The sequence below is a fragment of the Bacillus sp. FSL W8-0640 genome, assembly GCF_038007725.1.
Classification (GTDB): Bacteria; Bacillota; Bacilli; order Bacillales; family Bacillaceae_G; genus Bacillus_A; species Bacillus_A cereus.
In genome coordinates this window covers 3,206,741-3,221,851 of sequence record NZ_JBBOXT010000001.1, presented here as the reverse complement: position 1 = coordinate 3,221,851, position 15,111 = coordinate 3,206,741, and the positions used below count along the sequence as shown (strand labels likewise).

Here is a 15,111-nt window from a genome sequence, read left to right as displayed (position 1 = left end):
CACGCCTCTTAAGAAAAAGATAAGGCGAAGCGATCTCGCTGTTATTTCCCAACAACAAACATTTTATTTAGTGAAAGTTACCAAACGTTTTTCAAAACTATTTTACCTATTGCTTTATTTGACTCCAAATATTCATGTGCTTGTGCAACTTCATCAAACGTAAAAGATTTAGAATCTAGCAATGGACGAAGTTTTCCTTCTTCTACAATTTGCGTTATTTTCGTTAAGATTTCTCCGCAATCATTACGCTTATCTGTATGTAATATTTTTAATGCCATAAAAGTAACGTGCAGAGAGAGTCCTTTTGCGTGTAAAGGAGAGAGGTCATGGGTTGAACGAGCTGCAATAGTTACGACAGTTCCATTGACCGCAGCAGCTTCAAAAGAATGATCAAGATTCTTGCCGCCTACTGTATCAAATATAACTTCAAATCCGTTTCCGTTCGTATGTTTTTGTACATATTCTTGAACAGATTCTTCTTTATAATTAATAGCTATATCGGCTCCTAAACGATGGGCTATTTCCATTTTGTTTTGCTGAGAAGCTGTTGTAAAAACTTTAGCGCCTGCCCATTTAGCTAGTTGAATGGCTACGTGTCCTACGCCACCAGTAGCTCCATGAATGAGAACATTTTGACCAGGTTTAATATTTGCACGATCAAATAAAGATTCCCAAGCTGTAATTGCAACTAATGGTAGAGCAGCAGCTTCTTCCATTGTTAAATTATTAGGTTTGTGAGAAATTAATCGTGCATCAGCAAGCATAAATTCTGCAAGTGCACCTCCAGTTTCTTTAAAACCTCCGGCACATCCGTATACTTTATCCCCTGATTTGAATTTCGAAACACCTTCTCCTACTTCAATAACAATACCAGCTACATCGCCGTGTAATATAGCTGGAAACTCAGGAGCGACGGCTGAAACGGCCCCACTACGCATTTTTGTATCGATTGGATTTACACTTGTTGCTTTTACATCGATTAGAACATGACCTGGTAAAAGTTTTGGTTTTGAAACTTTTTCTAATTGAAATACAGATGAATCCCCAAAAGAATGGATAATTTGTGCTTTCATAGTTTATACCTCCTGTTTGTGGTTATAGCATAGCAAAGTACGAAAAATAAGTATAATATTTTGAATTTTGTTAGTGAGAATTTTATATAGAGAAGGGGAAAGTGCATGAAATGAAATAATGTAACGTACTTCTAAAAACTACTGTAAAGCTTTTTGAAGAAAGGGTAGATGTTATTTTTGCAGCATGATTTATTCATTATGTTTATTATTACTCACTTAGTATAGGTATTTTAAAGTGCTACATCACTTTAAAGTACGTACTGCTATTCATGTTATGGCCGATTTATAATAACACTCGTAGCACAAAGAAAGTTATAACGATTACAATAGGCAACAATGTGGTGTTACAGTATTGCCTATCAATTTTGAGTAGAAATATGAAAAGTATAGATTTATATGAATGAAGGAAAGAAAGTGGATTGTGAGCTACAAAAGGATTAAATCGTCTTATTATAGAGAAGCCTTTTGGTTATAATGTAACGTCTGCTCGTGAGTTTAGTGCTAAATTAATTGAATATTTTGATAAAAATGATATTTATTATAACGATCATTATCTTTGAAAATGAATGGTAACTAGGAATACACTTAGAAAAGTATTACGAAATAAATCGTATGTAATTCAAGACATTTTTATTGACGATAATAATTTATGTGGTTAATATACTATACATAAGATTATTTAATTACTAAAAGTAATCTGATATAAAATGTTTTGTTGAATTCTATAAATAAGTAAGTTGTGGTAGAAATGCTTTGAATTGCCACTATTAATATTGGGGACAATTAGAAAGCGAAAGGTATAAAAAGAATTGGAATTTGATAACTCTTTGTTTTTTTATAAAAACAGGGGCTTCTGTACAATTCATTTTTAGTATATCGACGAGGATTATACAACAAGAGGGGGACTGAACTTGGAATCAATGACCTTTGTTTTATTTGGAGCGACAGGGGACTTAGCGAAACGCAAAATTTACCCCGCACTATATAACTTATATAGAGATCAAAAGCTTCCAAAGCAAATATCTGTTATCGGGCTTGGAAGACGTCAAGTATCTCATGAAGATTTTCAAGAAAGAATAAAAGAATCAATAGAGACGTTTTCTCGTCAGAGGGAAGAAGGTACTCCGGAACTGGAAGGCTTTTTAGATAATTTTCGCTATTGTCCATTAGATGTGAGTAAGCCGGAAGATTATGAGAGATTATTACAAGTCGTTCGTGAAAGGGAAGAAGAACTACATATAAAAGGGAATAGAATGTTCTATCTTTCAGTTGCTCCTGAATTTTTCGAGACCATTGCTTTAAATATTAAGGAAAGCGGACTTGATAAAACGGATGGATGGAAACGTCTGATGATTGAGAAACCATTCGGGCACGACCTTACATCTGCTCGTGAGCTGAATGATAAGCTTAGTCGCACGTTTGAAGAAGACGAGATATACCGTATTGATCATTATTTAGGTAAACCGATGATTCAAAACCTTGAAGCATTAGAATTTGCAAATCCTGTTCTCCAATCAATTTGGAATAAAGAACATATAGCGAATGTGCAAATCACAGCGAGTGAAACAGTTGGGGTTGAAGAAAGGGCAGGATATTATGACCAGGCAGGGGCCATTCGAGATATGGTTCAAAATCATATGTTACAAATATTAATGATGACTGCTATGAATCTGCCGGAAAAGGTTAATGCATGTGAAATTCGAGAGGAAAAGCGAAAGGTAATGGAAACGCTTCGTAAAGTGAAAAAAGAAGACGTTCAAAGCCATATCATTCGCGGACAATACGCTGCAGGTGAGATAAAAGGCGGGCAAGTTGTAGCATACAAAGAGGAGCCAGGAGTAAATCCTTCTTCTAACATAGACACATTTGTTGCTGCTCGCCTGTGGATCGATAATCCATTTTGGACTGGCGTTCCCTTCTATATACGAACAGGCAAACGAATGAAAGAAAAGTCTACTCGTATTGTAATCGAATTTAAAAATACGTTAAAACAGCAATATCAAGATAATAATCCAAATGCAGCACCTAACTTATTAATAATTGAAATTAGCCCAGGTGAGAACGTTTCATTACAGTTAAACAGTAAAAATCCATTGAAAAATGGAGAAATTGAACCGATGCGTATTAACTTTACTTGTGAGCAAGCGGATGTGGGAGTACCTGAAGCGTATGAAAGACTCATTCATGATGCTGTGAGTGGAGACGCTACATTCTTTGCACATTGGAGAGAAGTTGAATTGTCATGGGAATGGGTACAACCAATTCTTGAAGCGTTCGAGGAAAACTTATTACCGCTTCATGAATATGAGTCTGGTTCATATGGTCCAGAAGCGTCTAATGAACTGTTACAAGAAAGTGGATTTAAATGGTGGTTAGATCAAGAGACGGAAAAATAAGTACTTTCTTTAATGAAAGCATTTAGGGGGACGATTACTATGACACAAAACATAAATCAATTAGCAGTGAATACACTTCGTACGTTATCGATTGATGCTATTAATGCGGCAAACTCAGGTCATCCAGGTCTTCCGATGGGAGCAGCACCAATGGCTTATGCATTATGGGCGAATCATTTAAATTACAATCCTAATCACCCAGAATGGTTTAACCGTGATCGTTTCGTTTTATCGGCGGGACATGGATCTAGTCTGTTATATAGCCTACTTCATTTAGCTGGATATGACGTTTCAATTGATGACTTGAAAAATTTCAGAAAGTTAAATAGTAAAACACCTGGACATCCTGAGTTTGGGCATACTCCTGGAGTTGAAGCGACTACAGGCCCGTTAGGACAAGGGATTGCTAATGCTGTAGGAATGGCAATGGCAGAAGCTCATTTAGCAGCGAAGTTCAATAAGGATGGTCACTCTATTATAGATCACAATACGTATGCTTTAGTCGGAGATGGTGACTTAATGGAGGGTGTCGCTTATGAAGCGATGTCAATGGCAGGACATATGAAACTTGGCAAGTTAATTGTACTGTATGATTCAAATGAAATTTCACTTGATGGTGAATTAGGCATTGCTTTCTCTGAAGATATTCAGAAAAGGGCAGAATCTGTACATTGGCAATATGTAAGAGTTGAAGATGGAAACGATGTTGATGCGATTACAAAAGCTATTCAATCAGCGAAAGAAAATACGGATCAACCTACTCTTATAGAAATTAGAACCATTATAGGTTATGGAAGTCCAAAAGTTGCTGGAACGAACAAAGCACATGGTAATCCGCTTGGAGTAGAAGAAGCGACAGCGACAAAACAAGTGTATGGTTGGGATTATGAGGAAGATTTCTTTGTACCTGAAGAAGTAAAAGCTCATTTTAATGAACTAAAACAAAAAGGTATTGAAAAAGACAATGACTGGAATGAGCAGTTCAACTTATACAGAGAAGCGAATCCTACACTGGCAGATGAATTAGAAAAAGCGATTACAGGTGAGGTTTTAATTGAAGCAAAAGACATTCTATCTTTTGATACTGAAAAAACGATTTCCACTCGTGTTGCAAGTGGGGAAGCTATTAATCATTATGTGAAATCGATTCCTTCTATTTTCGGTGGAAGTGCGGATCTTTCTCATTCTACGATGACAGATATAAAAGGTGAAGCAGTATATGCAGTAGAATCATATGCTGGACGAAATATATATTTCGGTGTACGTGAACATGCAATGGGCGCTGCAGCGAATGGATTGGCGCTTCATGGAGGAGTAAAACCTTTCGTAAGTACATTCTTTGTATTTAATGATTATCTTCGTCCGTCCATTCGACTGGCTGCACTGCAAAAGTTACCTGTTACTTACGTATTTACACATGATTCGATTGCTGTAGGAGAAGATGGTCCAACGCATGAACCAATTGAACAATTGGCAGCTCTTCGAGCAATTCCTGGTTTAACAGTTATCCGCCCGTCAGATGCAAATGAAACAGCAAGTGCTTGGGCGTATGCTTTACAGCAAACGGATGGTCCAGTCGTTTTAGTACTGAGTCGTCAAAATTTACCGGTGTTTAATGAAACGAAAGCGAACATAGAGAATTTCTCTAAAGGAGCTTACGTATTAACACAAACAAATGAAAATCCGGATGTAATTTTAATTGCGACAGGTTCTGAAGTATCCTTAGCTGCTAGTGCGAAAGCAAAATTAGAAGAAGATCAAGTTTCTGTTCGCATCGTTGCAATGCCGAGCTGGGAGTTATTCGATCGCCAATCGAACGAATATAAAGAATCCGTTCTTCCGTCTTCTATAACGAAACGAGTATCTCTTGAGATGGGTGTATCTCTCGGTTGGGAACGTTATGTAGGACAAGAAGGAAAAGTACTATCAATTGAAACATTTGGAGCTTCAGGAACTGGAGCTGAAGTCATGAATCTATTTGGATTTACGACAGAAAATGTTGTTCAAATTACAAAAAATGTGTTGAATTCTTAAGCTATGACTGTGAATACCTTTCTGTACATACTAACATTTCAGTGCTGAAAGGTATTCCAGATTGTAGTGATATGGATTTTTAATAAAAGATGATTTGAGGAGGAATTATATTATGCAAGTAGGATTAATTGGGTTAGGTAAAATGGGATTAAATTTAGGGAAAAATTTAATGGATCATAAACATGAAGTAGTAGCGTTTGATTTAAATACGAGCGCAGTAGAAGAAATGAAAGAGTACGGGGCAACAGGTACATCTAGTTTAAGTGAACTTGTTCAGTCATTACAATCACCAAGAATTCTTTGGGTAATGGTACCACACGCTGTTGTTGATTCTGTTATTGATGAGGTTACACCACTTTTATCAAAAGGAGATATTTTAATTGAAGCTGGTAATTCACATTATAAAGAGTCTATCCGCCGATATGAGCAATTAAAGAAAGATGGCATTCACTTTATGGATGCAGGAACTTCTGGTGGAATGGAAGGCGCTCGTAATGGTGCTTGTTACATGATCGGAGGAGATCAAGAAGCTTGGGACATCGTTGAACCTATCTTCCGCGATACTGCTGTAGAAAATGGATTCTTATATGCTGGAAAAGCTGGTAGTGGTCACTTCTTAAAAATGGTTCATAACGGAATTGAATACGGTATGATGGCTGCTATTGGTGAAGGATTTGAGATTCTAGAAAAAAGTGAATTTGACTACGATTATGAAAAAGTATCAAGAGTATGGAACAACGGTTCAGTCATTCGTTCTTGGTTAATGGAATTAACAGAAAATGCATTTTCTAAAGATGCAAAACTGGATGAGATTAAGGGTGTTATGCATTCTTCTGGTGAAGGAAAATGGACAGTAGAAACAGCATTAGACCTTCAAACAGCAACTCCTGTTATCGCAATGTCTCTATTAATGCGCTACCGCTCATTAGACAATGATACATTTACAGGAAAAGTTGTAGCAGCTCTGCGCAATGAATTTGGCGGACATGCAGTAGAAAAGAAATAAAGTGAAACTTTAATAAGTAGGGGCTTCATTCCACACAAATCGGGCTTTTACGGGATAAGCATATTAAACATGTAACTCATCAACGTTTAAAAACTGGAGGGAATTAATCATGAAATTTTTTATTGATACTGCAAATCTTGAGGATATAAAAAAAGCATATAAACTTGGAGTTTTAGCTGGTGTTACAACGAATCCTTCTTTAGTAGCAAAAGAGGGCATTAAATTTGAAGACCGTATTGCAGAAATTTGTCAGGCAGTTCCTAAAGTTGAATCTGTTTCGGCAGAAGTAACGCCAGATGCTGTTACAGCTGAAGAGATGATCGCCCAAGCAGAAGAACTGATTAAAATTAACGGTGGCGATGAAAAAGTTACAATTAAACTTCCGATGACGTTAGCAGGATTAGAAGCTTGTCGCTACCTTACTGAAAAAGGTGTGAAAACGAATGTTACACTTATTTTCACGGTGAACCAAGCACTTTTAGCTGCTCGAGCAGGTGCAACGTACGTTTCTCCATTTTTAGGACGTTTAGATGATATTTCTGAAGATGGTGTACTATTAGTTGCTAAAATTGCTGAATTATTCGATGTTCATCAACTAGATACACAAATTATTGCGGCTTCTGTTAGACATCCAGATCATGTAACTCGTGTAGCGATGGCAGGTGCTCACATTGCAACAATCCCTTATAAAGTAATTGAACAACTTGCTATGCACCCATTAACAGACCAAGGTATTGAGAAATTTGCTGCTGATTGGGCGAAAGCGCCTAAATTATAATGTTATGAAAGTGAAGGTGCTTTCCGAAAGTTGTTTTTCATGAGAAGACAAATCCTAAGTAACTTCATCGTTTAAAGTGGATACTGAGTTTGTAGTCTTACTACGTGAAAACAGCAAGAGAAGAAAGTGTCATTCACTTTTAAAAAAGGGAAAATTGATCGCGCGAAGCGTTTATCACAATAACATTATAATTATGGAAGAGAAATCCCCTTATCAGAGAGGTGAGTTAACATGTATCTCTGATAAGGGAGATTCTTTTTGTATAAATTATTATTTTGTGAAGATGATTTGTATATCGATATATAAATTCTTACTCATGAAAGAACTATATAGGTTCTCTTAATTGTATAGCAATTTTGAAAGGGTTTACATAAAGGGGTGGAACTGCGTATGAATATGTACCTTTTAATGATTACATTATTATCAATCGTAATTGTTATTTTAGGGGTATCGTGGTGGAGATGGCATGCATTTATTAGTTTAACGATTGCAAGTTTGTTTTTAGCAATTATGTCTGGGATGCCAATGGATAAAATAGTGAGTGCTTATGAAACGGGAGTCGGCAGTGTTCTCGGGCATTTAGTAGGTATTTTAGTATTAGGTACAATTTTAGGGAAAATGATGGCAGAGTCAGGTGCTGGAATGCAAGTGGCAGAGTTCTTTATTAAATCCTTTGGGATAAAAAACTTACCATGGGCGATGTTAATTGCAGGTTTTATTATTGGAATCCCGGTGTTTTTTGAAGTAGGTATTTTAATATTACTGCCGTTAGTAATTTCAATTCATAAAACAACGAAACAAAATATTTTATTGATAGCATTACCAGCAATTGCTGGGCTATCTGTCGTACACGGCCTTGTTCCTCCGCATCCAGGGGCCATAGTTGCAATTGGTATTTATAAAGCGAATCTTGGGAAGGTACTAATGTATTCACTCATTATTACATTTTTTGCAGCGATTATTGCAGGTCCTATATTTGCGAAATGGATTCACAAACGTGTAATTCCTGAAAATGAGCCGGAATTGATTCGTGTAAATACAAAATCAACGAAATTACCAGGAATAGGAGTTTCATTTTTAGTTATATTGTTACCTGTTATGTTAATGGTTTTAGCTGCAGCAGCTCCTTATGTGCCTCTTTCTAATACTTTGATGAAGATTGTCACATTAATCGGTAGTCCTATAATTGCACTATTGATTGCATGTTTTGCGGCGTTCTATTTTCTTGGATTTCGTCAAGGTATCGATAAAAAAGCTATTAAGAAGATAACAGAAGATAGCTTATTACCAATCGGTTCAATTGTTGCGATTATTGGTGCTGGTGGGGGATTTAAGCAAATTCTCATCGATAGTGGGGTAGGGAATGCTATTGCTCAAATGTCTGAGCATTTAGCTCTATCTCCAATTGTATTAGCATTTATAGTAGCTGGGTTAATTCGAATTGCGACAGGGTCAGCGACAGTCGCTTTAACAACAGCAGCCGGTATCGTTTCGCCAATCGTTGAAAATACGACAGGTGTGAACTTAGAGTTACTCGTTATTGCAACAGGTGCAGGAGCGTTAATGTTTTCTCACGTAAACGATGCTGGGTTCTGGATGGTAAAAGAATACCTAGGCTTAACAGTGAAAGAAACATTTAAAACATGGACAGTATTAGAAACGTTACTTTCATTTATCGCTTTTGGAGGCGTTTTACTACTCGATATGTTTGTTTAAGATAAAGATGTTTCTATTTAGATAATTGTAGCATACAACGTTATCAATAGATAAAAGGAATGTATTTTTATGGTGGGATACTGTAGCAATTTTTTGTTAGGAGGAAGAGATGGTGAGCTCAAAATATATGATTGGTGTAGATATTGGGACAACTAGTACAAAATCAGTTCTATTCTCTACTGATGGATCTGTTATTGCTAGTCATGGAATTGAATATCCTTTATATTCTCCTACACCTGAAACAGCAGAACAAGACCCAGAAGAAATCTTTCATGCAGTAATAAATACGATTAAAGAAACTGTACGAATAAGTAGTGTACAGCCGAATGATATTCTTTGTGTCTCTTTTAGTTCGGCAATGCATAGTATCATTGCTGTAGATGAAAAGGGAAAGCCGTTAACGAGATGTATCACTTGGGCAGATAATAGAAGTGCAAGCTGGGCGGAGAAAATAAAGAATGATATGAATGGTCATGAAATTTACCTTCGTACTGGGACACCAATTCATCCGATGTCACCACTTTCGAAATTAGTTTGGCTACAGAATGAGCAAGCAGAGTTATTCGCAAAAAGTTATAAATTCATTTCTATTAAAGAATATGTTTTTTACAAGTTATATAAAGAATATGTAATTGATTATTCTATAGCATCAGCGACAGGAATGTTCAATTTAAAATCTTTAAAGTGGGATGAAGAGGCTTTACATGTAGCAGGAATTACAGATGAAAAGCTTTCAAAGCTTGTTCCAACAACGCACAGTTTAACAGGATTAGATGAAGAGTTTGCCAAAGAGATGAATGTACTTGTTTCTACGCCTTTTGTAGTAGGAGCGAGTGATGGAGTACTATCTAATTTAGGTGTAAATGCAATAGATCCTGGCGTTGTGGCTGTTACAATTGGTACAAGCGGTGCGATACGTGCTGTAACAAATCGTCCTGTAACAGATCCAAAAGGTAGAATTTTTTGTTATGCGTTAACTGAAGACCATTGGGTAATCGGTGGCCCAGTTAATAACGGTGGTATGATTTTCAGATGGGCTCGTGACCAATTGGGCACTTCAGAGATTGAACTTGCAAAGCGCTTAGGAAAAGATCCATATGAGGTGCTTACTGAAATAGCAGCAAAAGTGAATCCTGGATCTGACGGTTTATTATTTCACCCGTATTTAGCAGGGGAAAGAGCTCCTTTATGGAATGCAAATGCACGAGGATCTTTCTTTGGACTCGGATTGCATCATAAGAAAGAACATCTTATCCGTGCTGTTTTAGAGGGGGTAATTTATAATTTATATACAGTTCTTCTCGCTTTAAAAGAACTAATTGGCGAACCGAAAAAAATTCAAGCGACAGGCGGTTTTGCAAGGTCGGAACTTTGGAGACAGATGATGGCGGATATTTTCCATCAAGACGTATATGTTCCTGAAAGTTTCGAAAGCTCTTGCTTAGGAGCTGCAATCCTCGGTTTATATAGTTTAGGTGAAATAGATACATTATCCGTAGTTTCTGAAATGGTAGGTGCAGATTTTCATCATGAGCCAAACATGGAAAGTGTGGAGAAATATAAAGATTTAACGCCAATCTATATTCGTCTGTCCCGTCAATTGGAAGAAGAATATGAAAGTATAGCAGCGTATCAAAAAAAGTGGGTTTAAAAGTTATTTACCAATAAAATATGGTAACGTATAAAGAGGTACTCCGATTTTTTTGGATACTCTTTCAACATAAAATATTTTAAGAAGTATGATGAACGAAAAATATAGGGAGAGAGGGTTATGAAAATGAAGGATAACAAAGAGTTTATCGGATATGTTGGGACTTACACGAAAGAAAATAGCGAAGGAATATATAAGTTTATTTTAGACACGGAAGCAAAAAAAATTGGTAATGTAACACTTACTGCTAAGCTGGATAACCCTACATATGTAACGATTAACCGAAATAATGAATATCTCTATTCTGTTGTTAAGGAAGGCGAATCTGGCGGTGTAGCTGCTTATTCCATTGATAGTCATACTGGAGAACTAAAAGCGAAAAATAGACAAGTAGTAGAAGGGGCTTCTCCTTGTCATATTAGTGTTGATAGTGGAAATCATACAGTAGTTACAGCAAATTACCATAAAGGAACGATTGAGTCTTTTGAAATAAATGAAGAAAATGGAACTGTAAATCCTGCTTCATCTATTATGGCACATGAAGGTTCAGGTCCGAATAAAGAAAGACAAGAAAAACCACATGCACATTACGCGGGGTACACTCCTGATGAAAAATATGTAGTGGGCGTTGATTTAGGGATAGATAAAATAATTACGTATGAAGTAAAAGATAGTACATTAATAGAAGTGAATAGCCTGTCTGTGAATCCGGGAAGTGGACCAAGACACATTGCTTTTCATCCAAATGGAAAATACGCTTATGTAATGACGGAGCTTAGTTCAGAGGTTATTGCGCTAACATATAACTCGGAAGAAGGATCCTTTACAGAATTACAGTATATTTCTACTCTTCCAGAACAATTTGATGAAAATAGTCAAGGCAGTGCTATCCATATTTCTTCTGACGGCCGCTTTGTATATGCAGGTAATCGTGGTCATAATAGTATCGCTGTTTATAGCGTAGATCAAAACTCAGGTGAGCTTGCATTTGTGGAACATACATCTACAGAAGGAAATTGGCCAAGAGACTTTGTATTAGATCCTACTGAAAAGTTTCTTGTTGCTACAAATGAAAAGTCACATAATCTTGTGTTATTTTCAAGAGATGAATCTACAGGTAAGTTAACACTTTTACAATCTGATGTTGCTGTGCCAGAGCCTGTTTGTGTGAAGTTTTTAAATATATAATTTCAGATGCCTAAACAAAAGCAAAGCGATATCGCTTTGCTTTTTATTATTTCTTTTTCGGTCTACGTACTAATTCGCCGCCGCAGTTTGGACAAACGTTATGTCTTTCTTCTGTACATGGTGCGCAAAATGTACATTCATATACACAAATGTATGCTTCAGAATCTTGTTCGAGCGATTGATCGCAAATTTGACAGTTTGATTTCATTTCTAGTGCCATAATAAGTCTCCTTTTTAGTTAGAAAATTTATAATTTAATTATAATTCATTAAATAGAAATAGTCCTTTTCAATTGAAAGGAAATCGAATGATAAAGTTATGAATTGAAACGAAAGATGCTGGTTTATTTTAAAATTGATTATTTATTACAGTTGGAATATTATGAAATAGTCAAAAGACAACAGGGGGTATAGATTTTGACTAATCATAACGATCATTTAAAAGCAAACTGCGAAAAATGCTTCGGTCTATGTTGCGTTGCATTACCGTTCGCAGCATCGGTAGATTTTGCAGTGAATAAAGATGGTGGTAAACCATGTTCTAACTTACAATCAGATTTTAAATGTAGTATACATAAAAATCTTAGAGGAAAAGGTTATAAAGGTTGTACAGTATTTGAGTGTTTCGGTGCTGGGCAGAAGATTTCTCAGGGTACGTTTAAAGGGATTGATTGGCGGAAAGATGCAAAGCATGCAAGAAAAATGTACGATGCTTTTCCGGTTATGCATCAACTTCATGAAATGCTTTGGTATTTGAATGAAGCGATTCTTTTAAAGGCAACACAGCCAATTCATAAAGAGCTGGAGACCGCAATTGAGGAGACAGAGCGACTTTCGAATTTAAATCCAGATGAGTTAATGAAAATAAATGTTCCAATGCATAGGGCAGAGGTGAACATTCTTCTTTTAGAAACGAGCGAATTAGTATGGAAGGAAATGAATACTGCACGTAAGAAACGAATCATTCACCGCGGAGCAGATCTTATGGGAGCAAATTTGAAAAAGAAAAATTTACAAGGTGCAAATTTAAGGGGTGCTTACTTAATTGCGGCTAACTTAAATGGAGCAAATTTAAGAGGAGCAGATCTTATCGGAGCAGATTTAAGAGATGCAGATATTCGCGGGGCTGATTTTACAAATAGTATTTTTCTGACGCAAGTTCAAATTAACGCAGCGAAAGGGGATAAGCATACGAAATTACCGAAAATGTTATCCCGTCCATCGCATTGGAGTGCGTAAAGAGTGAGGAGTGTTTAGTGTGGATATATTTCAGTATTTAGAAGAGATGCAAGAGGATGTCTTTTCGTTAGCAGTAGAGCAAATAGAAGCGAAGTATTTTGAAATTTGTAGCATGTTAGCGTCTGCAGAATATGCAGAACGAATTAAAGCAATTGATTTAGAGTCATATAAGAAAAGTATTCGAGTAGGTTTGGATGCAGCTGTAGAAATGGCTACTAATGAAGAATCAAAAGCGATTTATTTTGAGTATGACCTTGATAACGAATGGGATAGTCAGTTTTATATTTGTGAGGAATATATTCCACTTGAAGAAGAGGACGATGATTGGGCATCTGAATGGACATATAATATTGAGGGGCCGGGGTCTGTAGAATTAGCAGATATGTATAATGGAAATGGCTTTGACACAAGTGAAAAAGCAGTCGGTGTAACTTTATATTTAATTGCTAAAACGCTGTGTAGTTTTATAAGTGTACGTAGTGAAGTGCAAAGTAATATACCGATTTGTATTGGTTTTCACGACCAAGATCCAATAATGCGAACAGGCAGAGACTAAGAATCTCTGCCTGCTTTTTATTTCTTTTCAAAAGTAGTAATTAAAACGCTACATATAATAAGAATACCGCCAATAAAAAAGTTACTATTTAATGTCTCATTTAATAAGAGCCAGCCAAGTAATGATCCAACAATAGGTTGGAAGAAGAAAAATAAGGAACCGATGCTTGCATCTATTAATTCTAATCCTTTATTCCAAAGGAAAAAGGCACCTGCTGTTGAGACAATACCTAAGTATAATACGCCTAATATTACGTACGTATTTACTGTTCCGATAGAGGATGTTTGTAGTTCCCATATCATAAAGGGTGTAATAAAAAAGAGTGAAAAGAATATGGCATACGTTGTAATAACTAAGGATGAGAATTGGATTGAAGCGATCTTTACATAAATAGATAGTAAAGCCCACGTAATAGCGGCTCCAACTAAAATGATTGTTCCGATAAAATAGGAGCCAATTTCAATATCCCACCCGATTACGATAATGACGCCGATTGTCGCTATTATAGTAGATAAAAGTCTACGAGCGGTTAGTTTTTCTTTCAAAATGAGCGCTGCAAATATAACCATAAATGCAGGTGTAGCTGATGTAACTAACGAGCCTGTATGAGCGTCGGATAATTTTGTTCCGATAAATTGGCATGTGATCGAAATGAAATAGCCGATAAATCCAATCCAAGCGAATAGGAGCCAATCTTTTTTGCGAATGGTTACTTTTTTCTTTTGCTTTTTCTCAGCTAGTTTCAAAATGCCATACAAAACAACAAAAGCAATGATAAAGCGTAGCCAAACGAGTGTTAGTGGTGGGATAAAATCGAGTACGTATTTGCTAACAACATACATACCACCCCATATACTTGCTGCTAGTGATAAACATATAGCTCCTAAAATTGTTTGTTTCATGTAAAGTACCTCCGTCTATTTTTAGGGTATTATGAGTTCCCTAAGACGAGGCGTAGTGTATGTGTTATATGATTGCCCGTCTTAGTTTATAGACGGGCTACAGGTTGATCGTTTTCGAATGAAGTGTTGTAGTACATGCGTGCATTCCTCCTCTTTAAGTTATAATGATATTATAACTTAATTTTCTGATTATTGGAGGTTGTTATGAAATATATCGTTATAAAATCACATGTTAGCAATTATCCTAATCCAATTCGCTTAGAAGAGGGGGATGTAGTGAAAATGATAGAGAGTTACGCTGGTCCGGAAAACTGGGAAAACTGGATGTTTTGTCACGAAGAGAAATATGACCGGAAAGGATGGGTTCCGGAGCAAATTATAAAAAAAGATATGAATGGAACAGGAATTATTATAAAACAATATACTGCGAAAGAATTAAATGTGAGTATTGGAGAAAGAGTGATTGGATTAGAAGAATTGAATGGATGGGTTTGGGGCGAAGGAAGAGATGGTGAGAAGGGCTGGGTACCAAAGGAAAACTTACAAAAATATTAATAATATTTGATCAATAAT

13 protein-coding genes and 1 pseudogene are annotated in these 15,111 nt (G+C 36.3%); 11 read left to right on the top strand and 3 right to left on the bottom strand.

Annotated features, from left to right (window positions below):
* Positions 1-77: 77 nt before the first annotated feature.
* A complete protein-coding gene (locus N2V80_RS16640) occupies positions 78-1,073 on the bottom strand; it encodes a zinc-dependent alcohol dehydrogenase family protein (protein WP_061655177.1) in 996 nt (331 codons plus the stop codon).
* A 407-nt stretch (positions 1,074-1,480) separates the two neighbouring features.
* On the opposite strand from N2V80_RS16640, the pseudogene N2V80_RS16635 reads away from it, so the two are divergent.
* The 8 genes and pseudogenes from N2V80_RS16635 to N2V80_RS16600 form a co-directional block, all read left to right on the top strand.
* Positions 1,481-1,633, top strand: a pseudogene (locus N2V80_RS16635) (glucose-6-phosphate dehydrogenase); the annotation flags it as partial.
* Positions 1,634-1,984: 351 nt separating this feature from the next.
* Positions 1,985-3,469, top strand: coding sequence for a glucose-6-phosphate dehydrogenase (zwf, locus tag N2V80_RS16630; protein WP_000445359.1), 1,485 nt, complete (start codon positions 1,985-1,987; stop codon positions 3,467-3,469).
* A gap of 39 nt (positions 3,470-3,508) precedes the next feature.
* Entirely contained in the window at positions 3,509-5,503 is a 1,995-nt protein-coding gene (gene tkt, locus N2V80_RS16625; RefSeq protein WP_000193046.1) for a transketolase, read from the top strand.
* A 112-nt stretch (positions 5,504-5,615) separates the two neighbouring features.
* The gene (gene gnd, locus N2V80_RS16620) at positions 5,616-6,509 is read left to right on the top strand and encodes a phosphogluconate dehydrogenase (NAD(+)-dependent, decarboxylating) (RefSeq protein WP_001195925.1); all 894 of its coding nucleotides are present in this window, start codon (positions 5,616-5,618) and stop codon (positions 6,507-6,509) included.
* 109 nt (positions 6,510-6,618) lie between these two features.
* Positions 6,619-7,287 (top strand): fructose-6-phosphate aldolase, encoded by a 669-nt coding sequence (gene fsa / locus N2V80_RS16615; RefSeq protein ID WP_000667676.1) that lies wholly within the window; start codon positions 6,619-6,621, stop codon positions 7,285-7,287.
* 390 nt (positions 7,288-7,677) lie between these two features.
* Positions 7,678-9,003 carry a gluconate permease GntP gene (gene gntP / locus N2V80_RS16610; RefSeq protein ID WP_001057623.1) on the top strand — a complete coding sequence of 442 codons (1,326 nt, stop codon included), beginning with the start codon at positions 7,678-7,680 and terminating at the stop codon, positions 9,001-9,003.
* Positions 9,004-9,112: 109 nt separating this feature from the next.
* The gene (gene gntK / locus N2V80_RS16605; protein WP_000254931.1) at positions 9,113-10,654 is read left to right on the top strand and encodes a gluconokinase; all 1,542 of its coding nucleotides are present in this window, start codon (positions 9,113-9,115) and stop codon (positions 10,652-10,654) included.
* 120 nt (positions 10,655-10,774) lie between these two features.
* On the top strand, positions 10,775-11,842 hold the full coding sequence (locus tag N2V80_RS16600; RefSeq protein ID WP_080450912.1) for a lactonase family protein: 1,068 nt from the start codon (positions 10,775-10,777) through the stop codon (positions 11,840-11,842).
* A gap of 46 nt (positions 11,843-11,888) precedes the next feature.
* Here the strand turns inward: N2V80_RS16600 and N2V80_RS16595 are convergent, their stop codons facing one another.
* Positions 11,889-12,062, bottom strand: coding sequence for a DUF1272 domain-containing protein (locus tag N2V80_RS16595; RefSeq protein ID WP_061655176.1), 174 nt, complete (start codon positions 12,060-12,062; stop codon positions 11,889-11,891).
* 196 nt (positions 12,063-12,258) lie between these two features.
* On the opposite strand from N2V80_RS16595, the gene N2V80_RS16590 reads away from it, so the two are divergent.
* Both N2V80_RS16590 and N2V80_RS16585 read left to right on the top strand, forming a co-directional pair.
* On the top strand, positions 12,259-13,080 hold the full coding sequence (locus N2V80_RS16590) for a pentapeptide repeat-containing protein (protein WP_000181431.1): 822 nt from the start codon (positions 12,259-12,261) through the stop codon (positions 13,078-13,080).
* Positions 13,081-13,099: 19 nt separating this feature from the next.
* Positions 13,100-13,636 carry a hypothetical protein gene (locus tag N2V80_RS16585; RefSeq protein ID WP_000350931.1) on the top strand — a complete coding sequence of 179 codons (537 nt, stop codon included), beginning with the start codon at positions 13,100-13,102 and terminating at the stop codon, positions 13,634-13,636.
* Positions 13,637-13,653: 17 nt separating this feature from the next.
* Here N2V80_RS16585 and N2V80_RS16580 read toward each other — a convergent pair whose 3' ends face one another.
* Positions 13,654-14,538, bottom strand: a complete 885-nt coding sequence (locus N2V80_RS16580) for a DMT family transporter (protein WP_000814736.1) — start codon at positions 14,536-14,538, stop codon at positions 13,654-13,656.
* A 204-nt stretch (positions 14,539-14,742) separates the two neighbouring features.
* On the opposite strand from N2V80_RS16580, the gene N2V80_RS16575 reads away from it, so the two are divergent.
* Positions 14,743-15,093, top strand: a complete 351-nt coding sequence (locus N2V80_RS16575) for an SH3 domain-containing protein (protein ID WP_000875283.1) — start codon at positions 14,743-14,745, stop codon at positions 15,091-15,093.
* The last annotated feature ends 18 nt before the right edge of the window (positions 15,094-15,111 follow it).